The sequence below is a fragment of the Streptomyces sp. NPDC030991 genome, assembly GCF_055571235.1.
Map to the genome: position 1 here is coordinate 137128 of NZ_JBVIFR010000012.1, position 22740 is coordinate 159867.

The 22740-nt window shown below is 71.5% G+C and carries 17 protein-coding genes and 1 tRNA gene; 5 read left to right on the forward strand and 13 right to left on the reverse strand.

The genetic code is table 11. The features are described from left to right. Positions 1 to 55 precede the first annotated feature (55 nt). The 8 genes from ACZ45E_RS23090 to ACZ45E_RS23125 form a co-directional block, all read right to left on the reverse strand. On the reverse strand, positions 56 to 583 hold the full coding sequence (locus ACZ45E_RS23090; RefSeq protein ID WP_468223336.1) for a hypothetical protein: 528 nt from the start codon (positions 581 to 583) through the stop codon (positions 56 to 58). 81 nt (positions 584 to 664) lie between these two features. Next, the gene (locus ACZ45E_RS23095) at positions 665 to 1261 is read right to left on the reverse strand and encodes an MBL fold metallo-hydrolase (protein ID WP_468223338.1); all 597 of its coding nucleotides are present in this window, start codon (positions 1259 to 1261) and stop codon (positions 665 to 667) included. A 161-nt stretch (positions 1262 to 1422) separates the two neighbouring features. Continuing rightward, entirely contained in the window at positions 1423 to 1671 is a 249-nt protein-coding gene (locus tag ACZ45E_RS23100) for a hypothetical protein (protein WP_468223339.1), read from the reverse strand. Positions 1672 to 1784: 113 nt separating this feature from the next. Continuing rightward, complete coding sequence (locus ACZ45E_RS23105; RefSeq protein ID WP_468223341.1) at positions 1785 to 3839, reverse strand: pectinesterase family protein; 2055 nt, start codon at positions 3837 to 3839, stop codon at positions 1785 to 1787. A 173-nt stretch (positions 3840 to 4012) separates the two neighbouring features. Beyond that, positions 4013 to 7126, reverse strand: a complete 3114-nt coding sequence (locus tag ACZ45E_RS23110; protein ID WP_468223344.1) for a glycoside hydrolase family 2 TIM barrel-domain containing protein — start codon at positions 7124 to 7126, stop codon at positions 4013 to 4015. 94 nt (positions 7127 to 7220) lie between these two features. Next, positions 7221 to 8198, reverse strand: a complete 978-nt coding sequence (locus tag ACZ45E_RS23115; RefSeq protein ID WP_468223346.1) for a GDSL-type esterase/lipase family protein — start codon at positions 8196 to 8198, stop codon at positions 7221 to 7223. Further along, positions 8195 to 9007 carry an SDR family NAD(P)-dependent oxidoreductase gene (locus ACZ45E_RS23120; protein WP_468223348.1) on the reverse strand — a complete coding sequence of 271 codons (813 nt, stop codon included), beginning with the start codon at positions 9005 to 9007 and terminating at the stop codon, positions 8195 to 8197. The genes ACZ45E_RS23115 and ACZ45E_RS23120 overlap by 4 nt, the downstream gene beginning before the upstream one ends. Continuing rightward, positions 9004 to 10122 carry an LLM class flavin-dependent oxidoreductase gene (locus ACZ45E_RS23125; RefSeq protein WP_468223351.1) on the reverse strand — a complete coding sequence of 373 codons (1119 nt, stop codon included), beginning with the start codon at positions 10120 to 10122 and terminating at the stop codon, positions 9004 to 9006. The genes ACZ45E_RS23120 and ACZ45E_RS23125 overlap by 4 nt, the downstream gene beginning before the upstream one ends. Positions 10123 to 10311: 189 nt before the next feature. Between ACZ45E_RS23125 and ACZ45E_RS23130 the strand changes: the two genes are divergently transcribed. Then, positions 10312 to 11367 (forward strand): lipoate--protein ligase family protein, encoded by a 1056-nt coding sequence (locus ACZ45E_RS23130; protein WP_468223353.1) that lies wholly within the window; start codon positions 10312 to 10314, stop codon positions 11365 to 11367. A gap of 93 nt (positions 11368 to 11460) precedes the next feature. Here the strand turns inward: ACZ45E_RS23130 and ACZ45E_RS23135 are convergent, their stop codons facing one another. After that, on the reverse strand, positions 11461 to 12402 hold the full coding sequence (locus ACZ45E_RS23135) for an aldo/keto reductase (protein ID WP_468223354.1): 942 nt from the start codon (positions 12400 to 12402) through the stop codon (positions 11461 to 11463). An 83-nt stretch (positions 12403 to 12485) separates the two neighbouring features. Between ACZ45E_RS23135 and ACZ45E_RS23140 the strand changes: the two genes are divergently transcribed. Beyond that, positions 12486 to 13193 (forward strand): TetR/AcrR family transcriptional regulator, encoded by a 708-nt coding sequence (locus ACZ45E_RS23140; RefSeq protein ID WP_468223355.1) that lies wholly within the window; start codon positions 12486 to 12488, stop codon positions 13191 to 13193. Positions 13194 to 13297: 104 nt separating this feature from the next. Here the strand turns inward: ACZ45E_RS23140 and ACZ45E_RS23145 are convergent. The 4 genes from ACZ45E_RS23145 to sucC all read right to left on the reverse strand — a co-directional run bounded on the left by ACZ45E_RS23145 (position 13298) and on the right by sucC (position 17373). Further along, positions 13298 to 13385, reverse strand: a tRNA-Leu gene (locus ACZ45E_RS23145). Positions 13386 to 13544: 159 nt separating this feature from the next. After that, positions 13545 to 15101 carry an aldehyde dehydrogenase family protein gene (locus ACZ45E_RS23150; protein WP_468223357.1) on the reverse strand — a complete coding sequence of 519 codons (1557 nt, stop codon included), beginning with the start codon at positions 15099 to 15101 and terminating at the stop codon, positions 13545 to 13547. Positions 15102 to 15292: 191 nt separating this feature from the next. Further along, on the reverse strand, positions 15293 to 16222 hold the full coding sequence (gene sucD / locus ACZ45E_RS23155) for a succinate--CoA ligase subunit alpha (protein WP_468223360.1): 930 nt from the start codon (positions 16220 to 16222) through the stop codon (positions 15293 to 15295). Between the two features lie 11 nt (positions 16223 to 16233). Beyond that, positions 16234 to 17373: an ADP-forming succinate--CoA ligase subunit beta gene (sucC, locus tag ACZ45E_RS23160; RefSeq protein ID WP_468223362.1), complete on the reverse strand. Its 1140-nt coding sequence runs from the start codon at positions 17371 to 17373 to the stop codon at positions 16234 to 16236. Positions 17374 to 17564: 191 nt separating this feature from the next. On the opposite strand from sucC, the gene ACZ45E_RS23165 reads away from it, so the two are divergent. From ACZ45E_RS23165 to ACZ45E_RS23175, 3 genes are read left to right on the forward strand one after another with little or no spacing between them, the layout of a single operon-like run. Continuing rightward, positions 17565 to 19259, forward strand: coding sequence for a thiamine pyrophosphate-binding protein (locus tag ACZ45E_RS23165; RefSeq protein WP_468223365.1), 1695 nt, complete (start codon positions 17565 to 17567; stop codon positions 19257 to 19259). A gap of 15 nt (positions 19260 to 19274) precedes the next feature. Next, a complete protein-coding gene (frc, locus tag ACZ45E_RS23170) occupies positions 19275 to 20504 on the forward strand; it encodes a formyl-CoA transferase (protein ID WP_468223368.1) in 1230 nt (409 codons plus the stop codon). Between the two features lie 3 nt (positions 20505 to 20507). After that, positions 20508 to 22667 (forward strand): acetate--CoA ligase family protein, encoded by a 2160-nt coding sequence (locus tag ACZ45E_RS23175; protein WP_468223371.1) that lies wholly within the window; start codon positions 20508 to 20510, stop codon positions 22665 to 22667. The last annotated feature ends 73 nt before the right edge of the window (positions 22668 to 22740 follow it).

Here is a 22740-nt window from a genome sequence, read left to right on the forward strand (position 1 = left end):
GTGCTGTACGCGATGGTGAAGGAGCGGATACCCGGGGTCGCGTGACCCCGGGCCCTCAACAGCCTTCGGCAAGCGGCTCGAACGTCACCTTCGCGCGCGCGTCCGCCTCGTTGACCTCGCTGTAGGCCGCGCGGCGGACGCGGTACCAGACGTCGTCCTCGGCGGGCCGGCCGTTCACGTCGTCCAGTGCGACGCACCAGCGTTCCTGCCGCAGGACGCGGGTGTACGTCTCGGTGCCCCGGCGCACCTTCTCGCAGTCCTGGTGGTTCTCGGTGGTGTACCAGGTCTTGGTACGGCCCTTGCCGCGCTGCGAGTGCTTGACCTTGCGGCTGCCGGTCGTGCACTTCTTCACCAGGTGCGGCCTGGTGCCCTTGGTGGTCTGACGGGTGACGTGCCGCAGGGTGTCACGGACCCCGGCGACCGTCCGCGGCCGCGCCTCCTGCTGTCCGGCGTAGGCGCTGTCGCCCTTCGCGGGACCGGCGTGCGCCGACGACGCGTTGTCCGCACCGCCGCCGCACGCCGCGAGCACGGTCACGAACACCATCGTCAGCCCGGCGAGTGCCGGACGCCGCTTCCAGGACATAGCTCCTCTTGGTGTACCTGCCGTCTTTGCCGTCAGAGAGCGGCAGCGTAACCGATCAAGGCCGGTGAACGGCTCCCGGGGTCAGAGCGGTTCGCCGGGGCGCAGATACCGGTAGTCGGTGCCGGTCTCCTGCGCGAGCCAGCCGTTGACGCTGCTCAAGCCCCGCTCGTTGATCTGCGCGTCGTGCACGGCGAACGCCCGGCGCGGGCCGACCGAGTTGACGAAGTCGATCGCCTGCGCCGTGCTCATCCACGCACCGTGGGCCGGGACGAGCAGCGTGTCCACCGGCTCCTCTGGCACGTGCAGGGCGTCGCCGGGGTGGTAGACGGCGCCGTCGACGACGTAGCCGAGGTTCGCGCAGTCCGGCTGTCCGCCGTACACGGTGGCGTGCCGGCCTCCGACGGCGTGCACGGTGAAGCCCGCGGCGGTGAACTCCGCTCCTGCGCGCACCCGTTGGACGTCCAGGCCGGGGAGGTGGGCCTCGGCCGGGACGTGCACCGGCACGCCGAGGGCGCGCAGGCGCAGGATGTCGGCGTGGTCGGCGTGCTCGTGCGTCACCAGGACGGCGTCGGCCCCGGCCAGGGCGTCCGGTTCGCTCCAGATCCCCGGGTCGACGACCAACACGCGCCCCTCGTCTTCGAACCGTACGCAGGCATGGGTGTACTTCGTGATCCGCATGAGCAGAGAACGTATCCCCTTACAGGGCCGGCCCGTTGAGCGGGCTGGGGCCCCGGCCCGGTCCTCCCCGTGGCGTCATCGACGTCCGGCGCGAGCCGGAGGACGTCGGCAGCCCCGTCACGTCTGGTAGGACGCCCGTTCCGCCGTCGCCACGCTCTTTGTCACGTCGGCGGGCGTGAGCAGTCCGGCTGCGGTCCACGCATCAGCCGCCGCTTGTCGGCGAACACGCCCTTTCCGAGCGCCACTTGGCCGAGGACGAAGGGGCGTACCGTCCACGCCGCGGGCGCCGCAGGACCGGGGGCGGCTGCCGTGCGCGGTCCGGCGTCGGCGCGGCCCGGGGCCAGGGAGAGCGCGGCCGCCCCCAGGGTGGCGGCGCCGATGAGGGCTCTTCTGGTGGGGCCGGAAGCCACGTGGACCTCACTCCTGGTCGATATATCGACGGCAGCTCGGTAAACCGACCAGAAGCTAAGCGTCCGGCGCCCACCCGTCAACGATTCCTACAGAGCCGGCCGGGTCCCCGGGCTCATCCGGCGGTCGGCGTCCAGTCGCCGAGCCAGTCCGCGACTTCCTGGGCGGCGGCCTGCGCGTCGGTCAGCTGGGGCCGGTCGGCGCTCGCGGAACCGGCGCCCGCCCCGGTGTTCTTGTACTCGGCGAAACGGTCGTCCTTCCAGGAGAAGCCGCCCATGTCCGTCCAGGGCGTCGGCCTGATCGCGGCACTCAGCGTCGAGTTCCGCACGGTGGCCTGCGGATCGAGGGCGGCGTTGCCGCCCGCGTGCCAGTTGCGGCCGAGGTAGAAGCTGCCGGCGGAGACGTCACCGCTGATGGTGGTGCGGTTGATGAGGATGCCCTTGTCGGCGGCGGCGGTGCTCGGCGCCGCGACGTACCCGGCGGACGTGCCGTTCCACCGCTTCTTCAGCGTGATCACGGACTTGTCGATGACCGCGGTGGCGCCGCCGAAGATGAAGTCGACGTTGCCGACGACGTAGGAGTTCGTCATGTAGACACGCTTGCCGGAGCCGTCGAGCAGCAGGGTGTCCTGGTCACCGCTGACGATGACGCTGTCGAGGAAGGTCTTGTCGGCGTGGGTGCGCAGGGCCACGGCCTGCCCGGCGATGGACTGGTTCGCGCCCTCGTCGAAGTCGTTGGTGACGCTGAGGTTGCGCAGCTGGGTGTCGGCGCCGAGGACGTGCACGGTGGCGCTGCCCGAGGTGCCGTACGTCGAGCCGTCCGGCTTGGTGGAGCCGGCGGCGTGCCCCTCGACGATGACGGTGTCCTTGCGGCTGGCCCCCGTGCCGCGCAGGGTGACGTGCGGCTTGTTCGCGGGCACGGTCACGGTCTCGCGGTACGTGCCCGGCGCGATGAGGATGTCCACGCGCGCGGTGTTGCCCGTGGGCACGGCGTCGACGGCCGCCTGCACGGCCTTGTACTGCCCGCTGCCGTCCTTGGCGACGGTGAGGGTGGTGGCCGCCGCGGTCAGGTTGGCGGCCTGGGTGCCGATCGAACTCCGTGGCCCCGAACCGGACTTGAGCAGCGCCGGTACGGCCGCCGCCTTGTCGAGCGTGTAGGCGTAGAAGTCCTTGGGATCGAAGGCCGTGCCGCCGCTCTCGTTCCTGCCGCTGGTCCCCGAGAAGACGCTGCCGCGCTGCTCGACGGTGGCGGTGGCGTCCTTGGTGACGGGGTTCTTCACCCCCTGGAAGTAGCTGTTCTCCAGGACCATCCTGGTCCGGCCCCGGGAGTAGTTGCCGTACGAGGAGGTGATGGCGGTGTCCGGGTCGTCCTGGAGGTAGTTGTTGTAGAGGTGCGCGTGGGCGCAGTTGTCGGTGGACGGGTTGCGCTGCTCGGTCTCGCGGATCCAGTTGTGGTGGATCGTGATGTCGGTGACGAGGTTGTCGGTCCAGCCGATGCCGAAGGCCTTGTTGTCGTTGCTGAGCTTGTTCCAGGAGACGGTCACGTCCGTGCTGTCCTTGCGCACGTCGATGAGGCCGTCGGCCATGTGCCGCAGGTCGTTGTGGTCGATCCAGACGTGGTGCGCGCCGTCCATCTGGATGGCGTCGAAGTCGTGGTCCTTGTCGTTCCAGGTGCCCTGGTACGTGTCGCGGATCGTCAGGTTGCGGATGATCACGTTGTGCACGCCGGTGCCGAGGAAGAAGCCGCCGCCGACGATGTGTCCCGAGGTGCCGGAGCCCACGATCGTCTTGTCGGAGGCGACCTTGATCTCCTTGCCGACGGGGTTCATGGTGATGGCGGCCGCGACGACGATGACGTACGGCTCGCTCGCGGTCGCGTACTTCTCCAGGTCGGCGAGGGTCTTCACGGTCACGGTCCGGCCGTCGCGCCCGCCGTACGTGCCCTTCTGTCCCTGGGCGTCGACGGACGCGAAGCCGTCGGCCACGTCGTCGGCCCAGGCTGCCGCGGCGGCGGTGGGGGCGGCGGCGGCCGAGGCCCGCCCACCGCCGCCCGCGCCGAGGACGCCGCTTCCGTGGGCGAGGACGAGGGCGGCGGCCACCGCGAGCGGCGCCCCCGCTCCGAGGACGGTCTTGCGCTTGCGGTGCCGGGCCCTGCTGCGGGTGTCGCTCATCTTCGGCTGCACTCCGTTACGGGTGGGGGGCGCCCGCGCCGGAGGACACGGGCTGATGTGCAGTCGCCGTACGACCCCCCAAAGGTTGCCGACCTCGCGTCAGGTATCCGACAGCGCGGCGCGGACCGCGAGGTAGGCGGGCTCGTGCCACAGGCCCTCGCCCGCCCCCGGGGTCATGACGGGGCCACGTCCAGCGCGCTGATGCCGAACGCGCCCTGCGGTGTACCCGGTCGCGCGCTGACGAGGTCGAGGCGGAGACGGCGGGTGCGGACCGCGTCGAAGGTGACGACGGTCGGCTCACCGGAGACCGCGGACCGGTCGATGTCCGCGTCGGGCACGGGAACGTACCGCTTGCCGTCCCACGCCGACACGGCGACCGTCTCGGGCAGCGCGTGCCGGGCGTCGACGGTGAAGGAGACTTCGACCCGGCCGATCGTCCGCTCCTCCTCCCACTCGACCGACACCCAGTCCCGCGGCCGGGCCCCGTCGAAGGCGGGCAGCAGGGCGGTGGCCGCCTTCTGGAAGGCGTTGGACCACTGGGTGGCCGGATCCCCGTCGAGCATCGCGGCGGGCAGCGTGTGCACGGCGCCCGAGTAACTGGCGTCCGCACGCGGGTACGTGACGTCGGGCCCCGGGTCCGGAGTGAAGGGGGCGGCAGGCGTGACGGGCGCGCCGGCCGGCCCGGTGATCCGCACGGATGTCTTCCCGGCGCGCAGCCCGTCCGCCCGCGCGGTCACGGTGAGCGCGCCGGGCCTGGTCCCCGAGCGGACCATCGCGAGGGCGAGTCCGTGGAAGGCGGTGCGCGTACTGGCCCGGTAGCGCTCGGCGCTCTCCTGCCGGCCGTTGTCGAGCCCCGCCAAGTGCCCGCCCTCGACGGCGAATTCGATGAGGTGCTCGGCGTCGGGCACGACCACGCCACGCTTGTCGACGACCTCGGCCGTCACGAAGACCAGGGAACGCCCGTCCGCCGCGAGGGACTTGCGGTCGGCCGTCAGCCGTACGGCGTGCGCCTTCCCGGCCGTGCGCAGGACGTCCGTGGCCACGATCCGCCCGTTCCGCCGCGCCACCGCCTTCAGCTCGCCGGGCGCGAACGGCACCTTCCACGTCAGGTGCAGCTTGCCCGCGCTGCCGTTGGGGCTGGTGTAACTGCCCGGGTAGGCGCCGGTGGTGACGGTCTTGTCGTCACCGGTCGCCTCCGTGGTCTCCAGGTAGGCCCGGCCGTCGACGGTCTTCTTCGCGTCGAAGGACCGCACGCCCAGGGAACGGCCGTCGAGGAACAGTTCGACGTCGGCGACGTTCGCGTACGCCCACACCTCCACCTCCTCCCCGGCCTCGTACGTCGTCCAGTCCATCGGCAGCAGATGCACCATCGGCTCGGCGGACCACTGGCTGCGGAAGAGGTGGTACATGTCCTTCGGGAACCCGGCGGTGTCGACCGCGCCGAAGAACGACGCCTTCACCGGGAACACGTCGTACGGGGTCGGCTCGCCGATGTAGTCGATGCCGGACCACAGGAACTCGCCCGCGAAGTACCGCCGGTCGCGGTCCTTCTTCAGGCCGTACTCGCCGCTCATCGTCCAGGAGGCGAGGTTGTTGTCGTAGCTGGAGGTGGCGCGGCGGCCCGGGGTGTGGTTCTCGCCCGTGTTGAGGTGCTGCGGTTCCTGGTACGTGGACCGGCTCGACGTCTGCGACGACGACTCGGACTCGAAGAGGAACAGGTGCGGGTAGCGGGCGTGCAGCGCGTCGACGGAGGCGGCCGTGTTGTAGTTGAGGCCGAGGCCGTCGAGCTCGGCCAGGATCAGGTCGGCGGGCGACCCGGCGGCAGGCAGCGACCGGTACTTGTCGGAGCCGATGACGACCGGCCGCGTCGTGTCCAGGGCCTTGACGCAGGCGACGAGGCGCCGCGCGATGGCGACGCCCTCGGTGCGGGTGGAGTCGGGGATCTCGTTGCCGATCGACCACATCAGCACGGCGGGCGAATTACGGGCCGCGCGCACCATCTCGGCGAGGTCGGCGTCGCTGTGCTCGTCGAAGAACCGCCCGTAGTCGTAGGTGTTCTTCCCCGTGCGCCAGCAGTCGAAGGCCTCGACGAGCATGATGACGCCCAGCTCCTCGCAGGCCTCGATCACCTCGGGCGCGGGCGGGTTGTGGGAGGTGCGCAGGGCGTTGACGCCCATGTCCTTCATGATCCGCAACTGGCGTCGTACGGCGTCGGGCTGGACCGCGGCGCCGAGCGCCCCGAGGTCGTGGTGGAGGTCGACGCCCTTGATCTTCGTGTGGACGCCGTTGAGGGAGAGGCCCCGCTCGGGGTCGAAGGTGGCGTGCCGGATGCCGAAGCGGGTGCGGTACGTGTCGACGGTGCGGCCGCCCACGCGCAGGTCGGTGACGAGCGTGTACCGGTGCTCCGGGGTGTCGATGGACCACAGCTGCGGGCTCTTGACGGTGAGCCGGTCGTGGGACGTGCCCGGGTCGCCCGCGACCGCCTCGATCACGGTCTCGGCGCGTGCGACGCGGCGCCCCTTGGGGTCGCGGACGGTGGAGACGACGGTGACGTCCCGCGCGACGCCCGCCTCGCCGACGACCGTGGTGCGCACGTCGACGGTCGCGTACCCCTTGTCGAGGGTGGCGGCCAGGCCGGGCGTCGTCACGAACGTGCCCCAGCGCTCGACGTGCACCGGCTCGGTGACCACCAGACGGGCGTGACGGTAGATGCCGCTGCCGGAGTACCAGCGGCTGCTGGGCAGCTGGTTGCGGACCTCGACGGCGAGGACGTCCGGGGTGCGGCCGTCGGTGTGCACGAGGTCGGTGATGTCGTAGGCGAAGCCGGTGTAGCCGTAGGGGTGGTTGCCGACGAGCTCGCCGTTGACGTAGACGTTCGCGTCCATGTAGACGCCGTCGAACTCGACGGAGATCCGCTTGCCCGCGTAGTCGCGCGGCACGGTGAACCTCTTGCGGTACCAGCCGAGTCCGCCCGGCAGGAACCCGGTGCCGCTCGTCGTGCGGTGTTCGGTGGTGGGGGTCTGCTCGATGCTCCAGTCGTGCGGGACCGCGACCGTGCGCCAGTCCGTGTCGTCGAAGCCGGGCTGTCCGGCGTCGGCGTAGGCCCCCGTCGGGTCGGTGATCCCGCCGGGGTCGACCAGCGCGAAGCGCCAGCCGTCGGTGAGTTCGACGGTGCGGCGCCCGACCGTCGCGGTGCGCTCGGCGGCGCGCGCCGCGGGTGCGGCGAGGGCCCCGGCGGCGGGGGCGGCCGCGCCCGCGGCCAGCACGGTTCTGCGGGTGACAGGCATGGACGGGTCCCCTCGAAGCAAACAGGATTCACCAGAAAGCAACTGGTCTGCGGTAACGGATCCTTCGACTTCGAACAGGTATTAGTCAAGGCCCTTACCGAATCACGTGGCCGGGGCCGTCGTTGCTCCTGAGGTTTTCCGCCACCGCGCGCGCGATCAGCAGATGGCCGCGGTCGCCGGGGTGCACGCCGTCCACGAGGTGCTCCGCGGTGAGCAGATCGCCGCCCGGCAGGAGGACGAGCCGCTTGTCGCCGCTGTCGACGGCATCGCGTACCGCCTGCTCCATCGCGTCCCTCAACTCGGCCAGGTTGGCGCCGAGTTCGTTGGGCGTCGTCTCGGCGTCCGGGCGGAGCACCGGGGAGAGTACGAGCAGCGGCGCATGCGGGTGGCCCGCGCGGACGGCGGCGAGGAAGGCGCGGACCGTCCCGTGGAGCTCCGGCGCCGAGTGCGGCGTACGCGACCAGCAGTTCGTCCCGAACGCGATGGCCACCAGGTCCGCGGCCAGGGAGGCGAGTTGCCGGGCGGAGGCGAGTTCGCCGCGGGCCGCGCCCGCGTACCCGAGGTTCACGTCCTCGACGCCGAGCGCCCGTCCCGCGACGGAGGGCCAGGCGAAGTGCGGGCGGGTCGCGGCCCAGCCCTCCACGAGGGAGTCGCCGTACACGAGCCACCGGGGGCGGGGCGGCGCCGGTTCGATCGTGCCGCCGCCGAGAGCCCGCACCTCGCGGAGCAACGGGCGGATGATTTCCGGGAGTTGCACGGTGTACGTGCCGTCAGGGCGGGGCAGCGGAAGCCGCACCACATGGGCGCCGACGGCGGCGGGCACGTCCACGCCGCCGATCACGGTGAACGCCGCCGGCATCCCGCGGTGGGCGTCGGCCTCCGCCGGCTGTTGACCCTCGTAGGCGACCTGGACGGCGGTGACGCCGCGCGCCCTGAACTCCAGACGCACCCCGGCCGGCATCAACGCCCGTTCCCAGGTGTCCGCGGGCAGCCTGTCCCGGCCGGCCGGGTCGGCGCGCACGGGGCGGCCGTCCGGCGCCCACCAGGCGGCGCCGCGCACGTACTCCCTCATCGGGCGCCGCCGAGCGTCGGGTAGGGGAACTTCACCCCGGCGGCGCCGTCCACGACGAGCGTCTGCCCGGTCACGTACGAGGAGAGCGGCGAGGCGAGGAAGAGCAGGGCGGCGGCGATGTCGGCGGGTTCGGCGACCCGGCCGAGCGGCGCGTTCGCGGCGTTCCGCGCCCGGCCCTCCTCCCCCAGCAGGCCCGCGACCCGCGGCGTCCACACCACTCCGGGCGCGACCGCGTTGACCCGCACCCCGCGCGGCCCGAACTCGACGGCGGCCGTGCGCACCAGCGACATCAGCCCCGCCTTGGCCGCCCCGTACGCGCCGTGCAGGGGCGCCGCGGTCAGACCCGACACGGACGCGACGAAGACCAGCGGGCCGCCGCCCGCCTCCGCGACGGCGGCGCCGCCGTACTGCACGGCGAGCCACGCGTGGCGCAGCACCATCGAGAAGTGCCACTCCCAGGCGTCGTCGTCGAGTTCGTCGAGCGCGGCGTAGCGGGCCATCCCGACGATGTCGACGACGCCGTGCACGGGTCCCGCCGCCCGGGCGTGGGCGAACAGCTCCCGCATGTCCGCCCGGCTCGTGACGTCGGCGACGTACGGGGCGCCGCCGGTCTGCGCGGCGACCGCCTCGGCGCGCTCCTTGTCGCGGTCGACGCAGAGCACGCGCGCGCCGGACGCGGTGAGCGCGTGGGCGCTCTGGCGGCCGATGCCGTTGCCCGCGCCGAGGAGCACAACGCGGCGGCCGTCGAGACGGTGCAGGGCCGCGTAGTCGGGCACGGGGGTCACGTCGGGCGGCTCGGACGGGGTCATGACGCCGTCGCCGGCTTCGGTACGTACGCGGCGAGTTCGGGGATGACTTCCTTGCCGAGCACCTCGATGGTGCGCAGGATCTCGCGGTGTTCCAGATAGCCCCACTGGACGTAGCAGATCAGCTGGTCGACGCCGAGGTCCGCGTACCGCTTGGCCTTGCGGACGATGGTCTCGGCGTCGCCGATGAGGATCATGTCGCCGGCGTCGAACTCCTCGACGGGCACGTGCCCCTCGATGATCGGGGTGAGCAGCGGGAAGGTGCTCTCGCGCTCGTCGGCGCTCAGGTGCGGCAGCTCCCAGTCGAGGGTGAACTGCGCGAGGTTGCGGTACCACCAGGCCACGGAGGACCAGACGCGGGGCGAGGGCCGGTCGGCGGCGTGCACGAGGGTGTAGGCGGCGACCCGGTCCGTCGTCACGTCCGTGAGCGGGCGCGGGGCACGGGCCGCCTCCCGGTACGCGGCGATCTGGCGGCCCATCGCCGCCAGCGGCTGCATGATCGAGAACGAGAGCAGGCCGAGCCCGGCGGCGCCCGCGACCTCCGCCGAGCCGGGCGAGGTGGCGGCCATCCAGCACGGCGGGTGCGGGTCCTGTACGGGTTTCGGGGTGACCATGCGGCGCGGGAAGCGGAACCGCTCGGACTCGTAGCTGAAGTACTCCTCGCGCCACATCCCGGTGACGATCTCGACGGCCTCGCGCCAGTCGGCCCGCGACCGCTCCCGGTCGACACCGAACGCCGCCTGCTCCATGGGCGTGGAGCGGCCGGTGCCCCACTCCACCCGCCCGTCCGACAGGACGTCCACGGCCGCGACCTTCTCGGCGATACGCTGCGGCGGCGTGAACCCGAAGGGCGTCAGCGTCACCCCGAAGCCGAGCCGGATCCGCTCGGTCAGCGCGGCCATGTGCCCGAGCAGCACCTCGGGCGCGGGGCAGTGCGAGCGCCCTTCCCTGAAGTGGTGCTCGACCGCCCACACGGTGCGAAAGCCCATCCGGTCCGCGAGCCGGATCTGCTCGACGGCCTCCCGGTAGGCCCGCTGTTCCGCGGCGCGCTGGCCGTGCGGATGGGCGCCGCTCCAGGGCTTCGGTACGTCGATCTCGTACAGCACGTCGAGGTCCATCGCATCGCTCCTCCGCAGGGTGCTGGGGGACGATGCGGGAGAACTGACGAAGTGTCAAGGGAGGACGGGGGCCGCGGACGGCACCGGGCGGAGCGTCGGCGCGAACCGGAATGTCCCGCTTGCGGATAGCGTTGACGGCATGAGGAACATTCGCGGATTCCGGACATCCGCGACGGAAGGCGGCACACGGTGCACGGCGAGTACAAGATCCCCGGCGGCAAGCTGGTCGTCGTCGATGTCGGCGTGGAGGACGGCGTGCTGCGCGACGTCCGGGTGGCCGGTGACTTCTTCCTGGAACCGGACGACGCGCTCCCGGCGATCGACGCCGCGCTCGAAGGCGCCCCGGCCGACGCGGACCAGGCGACGCTCGCCGCCCGCGTCGAGGCGGCGCTCCCGCCCGGCACCACCATGCTCGGCCTGACCACCGACGGGGTCGCGACGGCCGTGCGGCGCGCGCTCTCCCAGGCCACCGACTGGCGCGACTACGACTGGCAGCTCATCCACGACGCCCCGCAGTCCCCCGTGCTGCACATGGCGCTCGACGAGGTGATCACGGAGGAGGTCGCCCTCGGGCACCGCCCGCCGACGCTGCGGGTGTGGGAGTGGGACCGCCCGGCCGTGATCATCGGCAGCTTCCAGTCGCTGCGCAACGAGGTCGACCCCGAGGGCGTGGCCCGGCACGGGGCCACCGTGGTGCGGCGGATCTCCGGCGGCGGCGCGATGTTCGCCGAGCCGAAGTCGACGATCACCTACTCCCTGGCCGTCCCCGAGTCCCTGGTCTCGGGCCTCTCCTTCCAGGACTCGTACGCCTACCTCGACGACTGGGTGCTCGGCGCGCTGGCCGACATGGGCATCAAGGCCTGGTACCAGCCGCTCAACGACATCGCCACGGACGTCGGGAAGGTCGCGGGCGCCGCCCAGAAGCGGATCGTGGCGGGCACCGGCGCCGTGCTCCACCACGTGACCATGTCCTACGACATCGACGCCGACAAGATGGTCGAGGTGCTGCGCATCGGCCGCGAGAAGCTCTCCGACAAGGGAACCAAGAGCGCGAAGAAGCGCGTCGACCCCCTGCGCCGGCAGACCGGGTTGCCCCGCGAGAAGGTCATCGACCGCATGATCGACTCGTTCCGCGGCCGGTACGGGCTCAGCGACGGCCGGGTGACCGAGGCGGAGAGGGCCCGCGCTGAGGAACTCGTCCGCACGAAGTTCGGCACGCCGGAGTGGACGGCGCGAGTGCCGTAGACCTGACGGCGCTCCATTGGGAGCGCGCGTGTGTGGCGTCTGGGAGCGCGCGTGTGTGGCGTCGCGGGTCAGGCGGGACTTTCGCAACACGCCCTAGCCGAGTTCGATGTCCCCGGCGCGCGTCGGGACGGCGTCGAGTGCGGTGAGCGTGGCCTCGTCGAGCGTGATCGCCCCCGCGTCCACGTTGGCCCGCAGGTGCTCCGGGTCGGCGGTGCCGGGGATGAGGAGCACGTTCGGGGCGTGGTGGAGCAGCCAGGCCAGCCCGACCTGGGCCGGGGCGACGCCCAGCGCCCGCGCCGCGGCGACGACGGCGGCCTCGTCGGTGACCTTCGGCAGGCCGGCGAAGGCGCTGCCGAGCGGGAAGTACGGCACCCAGGCGATGTCCTGGTCGAGGCAGATCCGCAGCATGTCCTCGTCGTCGCGCGCCACGAGGCTGTAGGCGTTCTGGACGCAGGCGATACCCGCCGGAAGGCCCCTGCGGAGCTGGTCCGGGGTGACGCTGCTGAGGCCGATCGCACCGATCTTGCCCTCGTCGCGCAGAGCGGTCATGACGGCGAGCTGGTCGTCCATGTCGACGACCTGGTCACCCTCGGGGCGCAGCCCGGGGCCGGTGTCGGCGCGGCGCAGGTTGACGAGGGGGATCTGTTCGAGGCCCAGGCTCTTGAGGTTCTCCTCGACACCGGCCCGCAGCTGCTCGGGCCGCTGGGCGAGACGGAGCGGGATCGGACCGTCGGGGTCGGGTTCGGCGCCGACCTTGCTGACGACGATGACGTCGTCCTCGGGGCGCAGCGCCTCGGCGATGACCTCGTTGACGAAGCCGTTCCCGTAGAACTGGGCGGTGTCGACGTGATCGACGCCGAGTTCGACGGCGCGGCGCAGCAGCGCGACAGCGGCGGCGCGGTCGCCCCGCAGCCGCTCCAGCTGCATGGCGCCGTAGCCGACGCGGGAGACGGTGCGTCCGGCGAGCGTGCCGGGTCCGCCGGCCCGGGCCGCCCCGACGGCTGTGAACTGGTCGGATCGGGTGGTGGAAGCCATGACAGTGCCGCCCTCGTGAGACGATGAGATAAACGGAGGGACTCCGTTACTAGGACCGTAGCACTAACCGGAGGGCCTCCGCTTTGACCGCGCCCGATTCCGCGAACCCAGAATTCGCACGCCCAGAATTCGCGCACCCCGATCCCGCGCGCCCCGATGCGGCGGGCCTTGATCCTGCGCGTCCCCATGCGGCGCGCCCCGAGCCCGCGCGCCCCGGCCGCTCCCCGGCAGCGGCCGCGCGTCCGGCCCGCGCCGACGCCCGGCGCAACCGGGAGAAGCTCCTCGCCGCCGCACGCACCGCTTTCGCCGCGACGGACGGGACCGCCCCGCTGGAGGCCGTCGCCCGCGAGGCCGGTGTCGGGATCGGCACGCTCTACCGCCACTTCCCCACCCGCGAAGCCCTCGTCGAAGCCCTCTACGCCGCCGAACTGGACGCCGTCGTCACCAGCGCACCGGCGCTCCTCCAGGACCTGCCGCCCGAGCCGGCGCTGCGCGCCTGGGTGGACCGCTACGCCGCGTTCCTCGCCACCAAGCGCGGAATGTCCGACACGCTGCGGGCGGGCTGGGCCTCCGGCGCCATCGCGACCCCGGCCACCCGCGAACGGATCACCGCCGCCATCGCGATGATCCTCGACGCCGGGGCCGAGGCCGGCACCCTGCGCGCGGACGTGGAGGCGGAGGAGGTCACGATGATGCTCCTCGGGGTCTTCCTGTCCACCACGGCGAGCAACTGCCCCGAGCGGACAGGACGGTTGCTGCACCTGGCGATCGACGCGCTGCGCCCGGCTTGACCGGGGCCGCCCAGCAACCTTCTGCGCCCCGGCTGCGACGTGGGTGAGGGCACAGCACAAAATCCCCAGGTCATCGATGACCTGGGGATTTCTGTGGTTCTCTGTGGTGTCCGAGGGGGGACTTGAACCCCCACGCCCGATAAAGGGCACTAGCACCTCAAGCTAGCGCGTCTGCCATTCCGCCACCCGGACAAGGTGTCTGTCGTTCGCGGGGTGTTCCCCGCGGCGACATGGACAACAATACCAAGGTTTCGGAGTGGCTCTCACCTGCATATCCGGCCCTCGCCCCGCCGGTCTGACCTGGGGGTTTACAGTCTCACCAGGAGTGACGGGCCGGTCACGCCGCCGGGGTCACGGCATCAGGTGGTACTCCGGGAAGTTCCCGGGCAGCCGCTCCCCGGTCGGCCCCTCGGTGACCGCCCTGATCAACAGTTCGCCGCCGACGAACGCTCCCCGCCAGGAGGCTCCGAACCCGCCGAACAACTCGTCCCGGTCACCGCGCGAGCGCGGGGTGCCGTGGCCGACCTTGAAGGCGCGGATCTGCGGGGCGAGACGCGCGTACGTCGCCTCGTCGTCGGTGGAGAGGGTGGCCACCAGGGCGCCGTTCGAGGCGTTCATCGCGGCGAGCAGCTCCGCCTCGGTGTCGACCAGGACGATCGTGTCGACCGGGCCGAAGGGTTCGGCGTGGTGCAGCGGTGACGACGGGGGTGGGGCGAGCAGGGTGACCGGGTGCACGTACGCGCTGATGTCCTGGCCCGGGAGGAAGCGGCCGGGGTCGGGCGTGGAGCGGTACAGGGGGACGGCGCCGCGGTCGATCGCCTCGGTGACCTGGTCGGTCAGTTCCTTGGCCTTCGCCGCATTGATGAGCGGGCCGAAGTCCAGCTCGGGGTGGGGGTCCGCCGGGTCCGCCACGGCCAGGGGGTGACCGACGCGCAGGGTGCGTACGGCCGGCAGGTAGGCGGCGAGGAAGGCGTCGAAGGCGTCGCGCTGCACGACGAAGCGCGGGTAGGCGGTGCAGCGCTGCTTCCCGTAGTCGAAGAGCTTGGGGAGGGTCGCGGTCAGCCTGTCCCAGTCGGTGAAGTTCCAGATGCCCCAGGTGTTGAGACCTTCCTGTTCGAGGATGTGCCGCTTGCCGAGGTCGGCGACGTCCGTGGCGACGGAGGCGCCGGTGTCGCGGCCGCCGACGAAGGACACGCAGCCGATCTCGGGCGCCCGCACCAGCGCCTGGGAGAGCTGCCCGCCGCTGCCGCTGACGAGGGTGACGGGGATGCCCTCGCGGGCGGCGAGGGCGCAGGCCAGGGTGAGGCAGGAGACGCCGCCGTCGGTCGGGGCCTTGGCGATGACCGCGTTCCCTGCCAGTGCCTGGACCAGCATTGCGTGAACGAGCACGCTCATCGGGTAGTTCCAGCTGGCGATGTTCGACACCGGCCCGGGCAGCGGCGTGCGTTCGCCGAGCATGGAGTCGATGCCGTCGACGTACCAGCGCACTCCGTCGATGGCCCGGTCCACGTCGGCCTGGGCCAGCCGCCACGGCTTGCCGATCTCCCAGACGAGGAGCAGGGCGAGCAGCTCGCGGTGGTGGGTGAGCGCGTCGAGGGTGGCGGCGACGCGGGCGCGCCGTTCGGCGAGGGGGATGTGCCGCCAGACGCGGTGCTGGTCGAGCGAGGCGCGTACGGCCTGGTGGGCGGTGGTCGCGTCGAGGCGGGGCGGGCCGGCGATGGGGCTGCCGTCGACGGGGCTGGTCGCGGGCAGGGCGCGGCCGTCGGCGTGCCAGCCGCCGTTCCAGAGGTTGAGGACGCGGTCGTCGCGGAACGCCTCGGGGGCGACAGTGAGGCAGCGCCGCCAGGCGTCGTCCCAGGCGGTACCTGCCTTGAGGGTGGTGGGGACGGTGGTGAGGGTGGTTGCCATTTCTCTGATCTCCGCTCACGGTGCACAGTCGGGGCGGGGCGGGTGTCATGGCTGTTCGTGCTGAGAGCTGTTCCAGTTGCTGACTCTTCGCGCTGAGCGTTGATCGCTGAGCACTCGGCGCTGGTCGCGGGTCGTGGCTTCTCGTACTGGACGGGAGGTGCCCGGCGGGCACCTCCCGTACGCCAAGAACCTTATGGAACAGCCGGGTCGGCGGGTATGAGACGCGTCACTACGCCTCCGCGCGTGGCCGCGATCCGGTCCAGGACGAGGCGGGCCGCTTCTGTCGGCGTGGACCCGACGCGCACCCCGGCCGCCTCCAGCGCCTCCTTCTTGGCCCGCGCGGTTCCGGACGAACCGGAGACGATGGCGCCCGCGTGGCCCATGGTCCTGCCCTCGGGCGCGGTGAACCCGGCGATGTAGGCGACGACCGGTTTGTTGACGTGGTCCCGGATGTACGCGGCGGCCCGTTCCTCGGCGTCACCGCCGATCTCTCCGATGAGGACGACGAGTTCGGTGTCCGGGTCGTCCTCGAAGGCGGCGAGGCAGTCGATGTGGGTGGTGCCGATGACGGGGTCGCCGCCGATGCCGACGCAGGTGGAGAAGCCGATGTCCCGTAGCTCGTACATGAGTTGGTAGGTGAGCGTGCCCGACTTGGAGACGAGTCCGACACGGCCGGGCTTGGCGATGTCGGCGGGGATGATGCCGGCGTTGGCGTGGCCGGGGGTGATGAGGCCGGGGCAGTTGGGGCCGATGACGCGGGTGCCTTGGCGGCGGGCGTACGCGTGGAAGGCCACGGCGTCGTGCACCGGGATGCCCTCGGTGATGACGACGGCGAGCGCGATGCCCGCGTCGGCGGCTTCGAGGACGGCGGCCTTGGCGAAGGCGGGCGGCACGAAGACGACGGTGGCGTCGGCGCCGGTGGCCTCGACACCCTCCCCCATGCTGCCGAAGACGGGGACGGCCCGGTCGTCGAAGTCGACGGTGCGGCCGGCCTTGCGGGGGTTGACGCCGCCGACCACGTTCGTGCCGGCGGCGATCATGCGGCGGGTGTGCTTCATGCCCTCGGCGCCGGTCATGCCCTGGACGAGGACCTTGCTCTCCTTGGTGAGGTAGATGGCCATGTCCGGACTCCTCAGCGGGCGTTGGCGGCGAGGGCGAGGTCGGCGGCCTGCCGTGCGGCGCCGTCCATGGTGGCGGCCTGCTGGATCAGCCGGTGCGCGCGGCCGTCCAGGATGGCGCGCCCCCGGGCGGCGTTGTTGCCGTCGAGCCGGACGACGAGCGGCTTGGTCAGCCGGACGCTGTCGAGGGCCCGCACGATGCCGTCGGCGACGGCGTCGCAGGCGGTGATGCCGCCGAAGACGTTGACGAGGACGGACTTCACGGCGGGGTCGGAGAGGATGACGTTCAGTCCGTCGGCCATGGTCCGCGCGGAGGCCCCGCCGCCGATGTCGAGGAAGTCGGCGGGGCGGGCGCCGCAGCCGGCGACGGCGTCGAGGGTGGCCATGACGAGGCCCGCGCCGTTGCCGATGACGCCGACCTCGCCGTCCAGCCGCACGTAGTTGAGGCCCTTGGCGGCTGCCTCGGCCTCCCACGGGTCGTCGTGCGTGACCTCCTGGATGCCCCAACGCTCGCGCCGGAAGCGGGCGTTGTCGTCGAGGGTGACCTTGCCGTCGAGCGCGACGATCTGCCCCTGTGCGGTGCGCACGAGCGGGTTCACCTCGACGAGGACGGCGTCCTCACGGGTGAGTACGCCCCACAGCCGGACGAGGACGTCGACGGCCTGCGGGGGAAGCCCGGCCGCCTCGGCGATCTGTGCGGCCTTGGCGGTGGTGACGCCCTCCGCCGGGTCGATCAGGACGCGGGCGACGGCTTCGGGGCGGGCCGCGGCGACCTCCTCGATCTCCGTGCCGCCCTCGGCGGAGGCGATGGCGAGGAAGGCGCCGGCCGCACGGTCGAGGACGTACGAGACGTAGTACTCGGCGGCTATGTCCACAGGCCGGGCCAGCATCACCGTGTGCGCGGTGTGGCCCTTGATGTCCATGCCGAGCATCTGCCGCGCCGTGGCCTCGGCGGCGGCCGGGTCCGCGGCGAACCTGACGCCGCCCGCCTTGCCGCGGCCGCCGGTCTTGACCTGTGCCTTGACGACGACCGGCCCGCCAAGCCTGCGGGCGATGTCACGCGCCTGTCCGGCGGAGTCGGTGACCTCGGCCTGCGGTACCACGATGCCGTGTTCCGCGAAGAGTTCCCTTGCCTGGTGCTCGTACAGGTCCATTTCGGCTCCTGACTCGAAAGTGCCGCACGCCCCCTGGACACCACCCATCGGATGCGGGATAACAAGGTTCATACAGTATTCGTCGACTGTATGCAATGTACGAGCGACGCGTGAGAACCATGCCGGAGCCGTGGCTGCCACGCCTTCGACCTGCTCTCTTTCACTCCCCTACGAAGGGACGGGACTTCGCCATGCCCCAGTCCGATGCGGACAACCGCCAGGAACTGATCTCCGGCGGGCATCTGGTCGCCAAGGCGCTCAAAGCCGAGGGGGTGGAGGTCATCTACACCCTGTGCGGCGGCCACATCATCGACATCTACGACGGCTGCGTCGACGAGGGCATCGAAGTCGTCGACGTGCGCCACGAACAGGTCGCCGCGCACGCCGCCGACGGCTACGCGCGCATCACCGGCAAGCCCGGCTGCGCCGTCGTGACGGCCGGGCCCGGCACCACCGACGCCGTCACCGGCGTCGCCAACGCCTTCCGCGCCGAGTCACCGATGCTGCTCATCGGCGGCCAAGGAGCCCACACCCAGCACAAGATGGGCTCCCTCCAGGACCTGCCGCACGTGGACATGATGACGCCGATCACCAAGTTCGCCGCGACCGTGCCGGACACCGCGCGGGCGGCCGACATGGTGTCCATGGCGTTCCGCGAGTGCTACCACGGGGCGCCCGGCCCCTCCTTCCTGGAGATCCCGCGCGACGTGCTCGACGCCAAGGTGCCGGTGGAGAAGGCACGAGTGCCGAGCGCCGGCCGATACCGGGCCTCCACCAGGTCCGCCGGTGACCCGGACGCCGTCGAGAAACTCGCCGACCTCCTGGTGCACGCCGAGAAGCCGGCGATCCTGCTCGGCAGCCAGGTGTGGACGACGCGCGGCACCACGGCCGCCATCGACCTGGTCCGCACCCTGAACGTGCCCGCCTATATGAACGGCGCGGGCCGCGGCACCCTGCCGCCGGGCGACCCGCACCACTTCCAGCTGTCGCGCCGCTACGCCTTCTCCAACGCCGACCTCATCGTCATCGTCGGCACCCCCTTTGACTTCCGCATGGGCTACGGGAAACGGCTCTCCCCGGACGCGACCGTCGTGCAGATCGACCTCGACTACCGCACCGTCGGCAAGAACCGCGACATCGACCTCGGCATCGTCGGCGACGCGGGGCTCGTCCTGAAGTCCGTGACCGAGGCCGCCTCCGGGCGGATCAACGGCGGCGCGGCCAGGCGCAAGGAGTGGCTCGACGAGCTGCGGGCCGCCGAGCAGACGGCGATCGAGAAACGGCTGCCGAACCTGCGCTCCGACGCCTCCCCCATCCACCCGTACCGCCTCGTCAGCGAGATCAACGACTTCCTCACCGAGGACTCGATCTACATCGGCGACGGCGGTGACATCGTCACCTTCTCCGGGCAGGTCGTGCAGCCCAAGTCGCCCGGCCACTGGATGGACCCGGGCCCGCTCGGCACCCTCGGCGTCGGCATCCCCTTCGTCCTCGCCGCCAAGAAGGCGCGGCCCGACAAGGAGGTCGTCGCCCTCTTCGGAGACGGCGCGTTCTCCCTGACCGGCTGGGACTTCGAGACGCTCGTCCGCTACGACCTGCCCTTCGTCGGGATCGTCGGCAACAACTCCTCGATGAACCAGATCCGGTACGGCCAGAAAGCCAAGTACGGCGAGGCGCGCGAACGCGTCGGCAACACCCTCGGCGATGTGCACTACGACAAGTTCGCCCAGATGCTCGGCGGCTACGGCGAAGAGGTCCGCGACCCCGCCGACATCGGTCCGGCGCTGCGCCGCGCGCGCGAGTCCGGCAAGCCGTCGCTGATCAACGTATGGGTCGATCCGGACGCGTACGCCCCCGGAACCATGAACCAGACCATGTACAAGTAGTGAGGTGAGTCCCTCGTGACCAAGGCTCTCGAAGGCATACGCGTCCTCGACATGACCCACGTCCAGTCGGGGCCCTCCGCCACCCAGCTCCTCGCGTGGCTCGGTGCGGACGTCGTCAAACTGGAGGCGCCGTCGGGCGACATCACACGCAAGCAGCTGCGCGACCTCCCGGACGTCGACTCCCTCTACTTCACGATGCTCAACTGCAACAAGCGGAGCATCACCCTCAATACCAAGACCGAGCGCGGCAAGGAGCTGCTGACCGCGCTCATCCGCCGCTCCGACGTGCTGGTCGAGAACTTCGGGCCCGGCGCCGTCGACCGCATGGGGTTCACCTGGGACCGCATCCAGGAGATCAACCCGCGGATCGTGTACGCCTCCATCAAGGGCTTCGGCGACGGCCCGTACACCAACTTCAAGGCGTACGAGGTCGTGGCCCAGGCGATGGGCGGGTCGATGTCGACCACCGGCTTCGCGGACGGGCCGCCCCTCGCCACCGGCGCGCAGATCGGCGACTCCGGCACCGGGATCCACGCGGTGGCCGGCATCCTGGCCGCCCTGCTCCAGCGGGAGAGCACCGGGCGCGGCCAGCGCGTCAACGTGGCCATGCAGCACGCGGTGCTCAACCTGTGCCGCGTCAAGCTGCGCGACCAGCAGCGCCTCGCGCACGGCCCGCTCGCCGAGTACCCGAACGAGGACTTCGGTGACGAGGTGCCGCGCTCCGGGAACGCCTCGGGCGGTGGCCAGCCCGGCTGGGCGGTGAAGTGCGCGCCCGGCGGGCCCAACGACTACGTGTACGTGATCGTGCAGCCCGTGGGCTGGCAGCCGCTGAGCGAGCTGATCGGCCGGCCCGAGCTGGCCGGCGATCCCGAGTGGGCGACCCCGGAGGCGCGCCTTCCCAAGCTCGGCAAGATGTTCCAGCTGATCGAGGAGTGGTCCTCGACGCTCCCCAAGTGGGAGGTGCTGGAGAAGCTCAACACCCACAACATCCCGTGCGGCCCGATCCTCTCCACCAAGGAGATCATCGAGGACGCCTCGCTCGTCGCCAACGAGATGGTCGTCGAGGTGGAGCACCCGCAGCGCGGCACCTTCACGACCGTCGGCTCCCCGCTCAAGCTCTCCGACTCCCCCGTGGACGTCACCAGCTCCCCGCTGCTCGGCCAGCACAACGAAGAGGTCTTCGTCGGAGAACTCGGGCTCGGTGACGAGGAGTTGCTCCTGCTCAAATCGAACGGAGTGATCTGATTGATGGCCGAGGACCGTGCGCTGACGGTACGCGCGCTGCTCGACACCGTACGGGCCGAGGGCCGAGCGGCGCTCACCGCGCCGGAGGGGAAGGTGCTCGCCGACGCGTACGGGATCGCCGTCCCCGGCGAGGACCTGGCCACCGACGTCGACGAGGCGGTGGCGGCCGCGGCGCGCTTCGGCGGGCCGGTCGTGCTGAAGATCGTCTCCCCGGACATCCTGCACAAGACCGACGCGGGCGGCGTCGTCGTCGGGGTGGAGGGCGCGGCCGACATCCGTGCGGCGTTCCACCGGATCATCGACAACGCGCGCGCGTACGCGCCGGACGCCCGCATCGAAGGCGCACAGGTGCAGGAGTTGCTGCCCACGGGGGCGGACACGCAGGAGGTCATCGTCGGGGCGGTCACCGACCCGACCTTCGGCAAGGTCGTCGCCTTCGGGCTCGGCGGGGTGCTCGTGGAGGTGCTGAAGGACATCACCTTCCGGCTCGCCCCCGTCGATGCCGACGAGGCGGTCGGCATGCTCGACTCCATCCGGGCGGCCGAGGTGCTGCGCGGGGTGCGCGGTGCGCGCGGTGTCGACCGGTGGGCGCTGGCCGAGCAGATCCGTCGCGTGTCCCAACTGGTCACCGACTTCCCGGAGATCGCCGAGGTCGACCTCAACCCCGTCATCGCCACCCCGGAGGGCGCGGTCGCCGCCGACATCCGGGTGCTGCTCTCCGAAGGGGCGCCCAAAGCGCGGCGTACGTACACGCGCGAGGAGATCCTCACATCGATGCGGCGTCTCATGGAGCCGCGCTCGGTCGCCGTGATCGGTGCCTCCAACGAGCAGGGCAAGATCGGCAACTCGGTCATGCGCAACCTCGTCGACGGCGGCTTCTCCGGGGAGATCCATCCGGTGAACCCCAGGGCCGATGACATTCTGGGCCGCAAGGCGTACAAGAGTGTCACGGACGTCCCCGGTGAGGTGGATGTGGCGGTCTTCGCGATCCCCGCCAAGTTCGTGGCAGCGGCCTTGGAGGAGGTGGGACGCAAGGGCATCCCGAACGCGGTGCTCATCCCCTCCGGCTTCGCGGAGACCGGTGAACAGGGCCTCCAGGACGAGATCGTGGCCATCGGCGAGCGGTACGGGGTGCGGCTGCTCGGGCCGAACATCTACGGCTACTACTCGACGTGGCATGACCTGTGCGCCACGTTCTGCACGCCCTACGACGTGAGGGGCGGTGTCGCCCTCACCTCGCAGTCCGGTGGCATCGGGATGGCTATTCTCGGCTTCGCACGCACCACCAAGACAGGCGTCTCGGCGATCGTGGGGCTCGGCAACAAGTCGGACCTGGACGAGGACGATCTGCTGACCTGGTTCGGCGAGGACCCGCACACCACGTGCATCGCCATGCACCTGGAGGACCTCAAGGACGGGCGCGCCTTCGTGCAGGCCGCGCGGGCGACCGTGCCGAAGAAGCCCGTCGTCGTCCTGAAGGCCGGGCGCACGGCCGCAGGCGCAAGGGCCGCCGGGTCGCACACGGGCGCGCTGGCCGGGGACGACGCCGTCTACGACGACATTCTCCGGCAGGCAGGCGTCATCCGGGCCCCGGGCCTGAACGACATGCTGGAGTACGCGCGGGCGCTGCCCGTGCTGCCGGCGCCGCGGGGCGACAACATCGTGATCATCACCGGTGCGGGCGGCTCCGGTGTGCTGCTGTCGGACGCGGTGACGGACAACGGGCTGCGGCTCATGGAGATCCCGGCCGACCTGGACGCCGCCTTCCGGAAGTTCATCCCGCCCTTCGGGGCCGCGGGCAATCCCGTCGACATCACGGGCGGGGAACCGCCGTCGACGTACGAGGCGACGATCCGGCTCGGCCTGGAGGATCCGCGCATCCACGCGCTCGTGCTCGGCTACTGGCACACCATCGTCACCCCTCCCATGGTCTTTGCGGAGGTAACGGCCCGCGTCGTCCAGGAGTTCCGGGAGCGCGGCATCGAGAAGCCCGTCGTCGCGTCGCTGGCCGGGGACGTCGAGGTCGAGGAGGCGTGCCAGTACCTCTTCGAGCGCGGCGTGGTCGCGTATCCGTACACGACCGAGAAGCCGGTGGCGGTGCTCGGCGCCAAGTACCGGTGGGCGCGCGCGGCCGGCCTGCTGAGGGGGCGGTCCATGACCTGACCTCCCTCGGGTCCGGTCGGCGGTGCGCGTCGTCCGGACCCAGGTCCCGTGCGCACACGAAAGCAATTTGGAC

Excerpts from the sequence above, each read along its gene's own strand:
- ACZ45E_RS23095 (WP_468223338.1), bottom strand. The coding sequence starts at position 1,261 with ATGCGGATCACGAAGTACACCCATGCCTGCGTACGGTTCGAAGACGAG.
- ACZ45E_RS23120 (WP_468223348.1), bottom strand. The coding sequence starts at position 9,007 with ATGACCCCGTCCGAGCCGCCCGACGTGACCCCCGTGCCCGACTACGCG.
- ACZ45E_RS23105 (WP_468223341.1), bottom strand. The coding sequence starts at position 3,839 with ATGAGCGACACCCGCAGCAGGGCCCGGCACCGCAAGCGCAAGACCGTC.
- ACZ45E_RS23125 (WP_468223351.1), bottom strand. The coding sequence starts at position 10,122 with ATGGACCTCGACGTGCTGTACGAGATCGACGTACCGAAGCCCTGGAGC.
- ACZ45E_RS23090 (WP_468223336.1), bottom strand. The coding sequence starts at position 583 with ATGTCCTGGAAGCGGCGTCCGGCACTCGCCGGGCTGACGATGGTGTTC.
- sucD (WP_468223360.1), bottom strand. The coding sequence starts at position 16,222 with ATGGCCATCTACCTCACCAAGGAGAGCAAGGTCCTCGTCCAGGGCATG.
- ACZ45E_RS23150 (WP_468223357.1), bottom strand. The coding sequence starts at position 15,101 with ATGGCAACCACCCTCACCACCGTCCCCACCACCCTCAAGGCAGGTACC.
- ACZ45E_RS23165 (WP_468223365.1), top strand. The coding sequence starts at position 17,565 with ATGCCCCAGTCCGATGCGGACAACCGCCAGGAACTGATCTCCGGCGGG.
- ACZ45E_RS23175 (WP_468223371.1), top strand. The coding sequence starts at position 20,508 with ATGGCCGAGGACCGTGCGCTGACGGTACGCGCGCTGCTCGACACCGTA.
- ACZ45E_RS23115 (WP_468223346.1), bottom strand. The coding sequence starts at position 8,198 with ATGAGGGAGTACGTGCGCGGCGCCGCCTGGTGGGCGCCGGACGGCCGC.
- ACZ45E_RS23135 (WP_468223354.1), bottom strand. The coding sequence starts at position 12,402 with ATGGCTTCCACCACCCGATCCGACCAGTTCACAGCCGTCGGGGCGGCC.
- sucC (WP_468223362.1), bottom strand. The coding sequence starts at position 17,373 with ATGGACCTGTACGAGCACCAGGCAAGGGAACTCTTCGCGGAACACGGC.
- ACZ45E_RS23110 (WP_468223344.1), bottom strand. The coding sequence starts at position 7,126 with ATGCCTGTCACCCGCAGAACCGTGCTGGCCGCGGGCGCGGCCGCCCCC.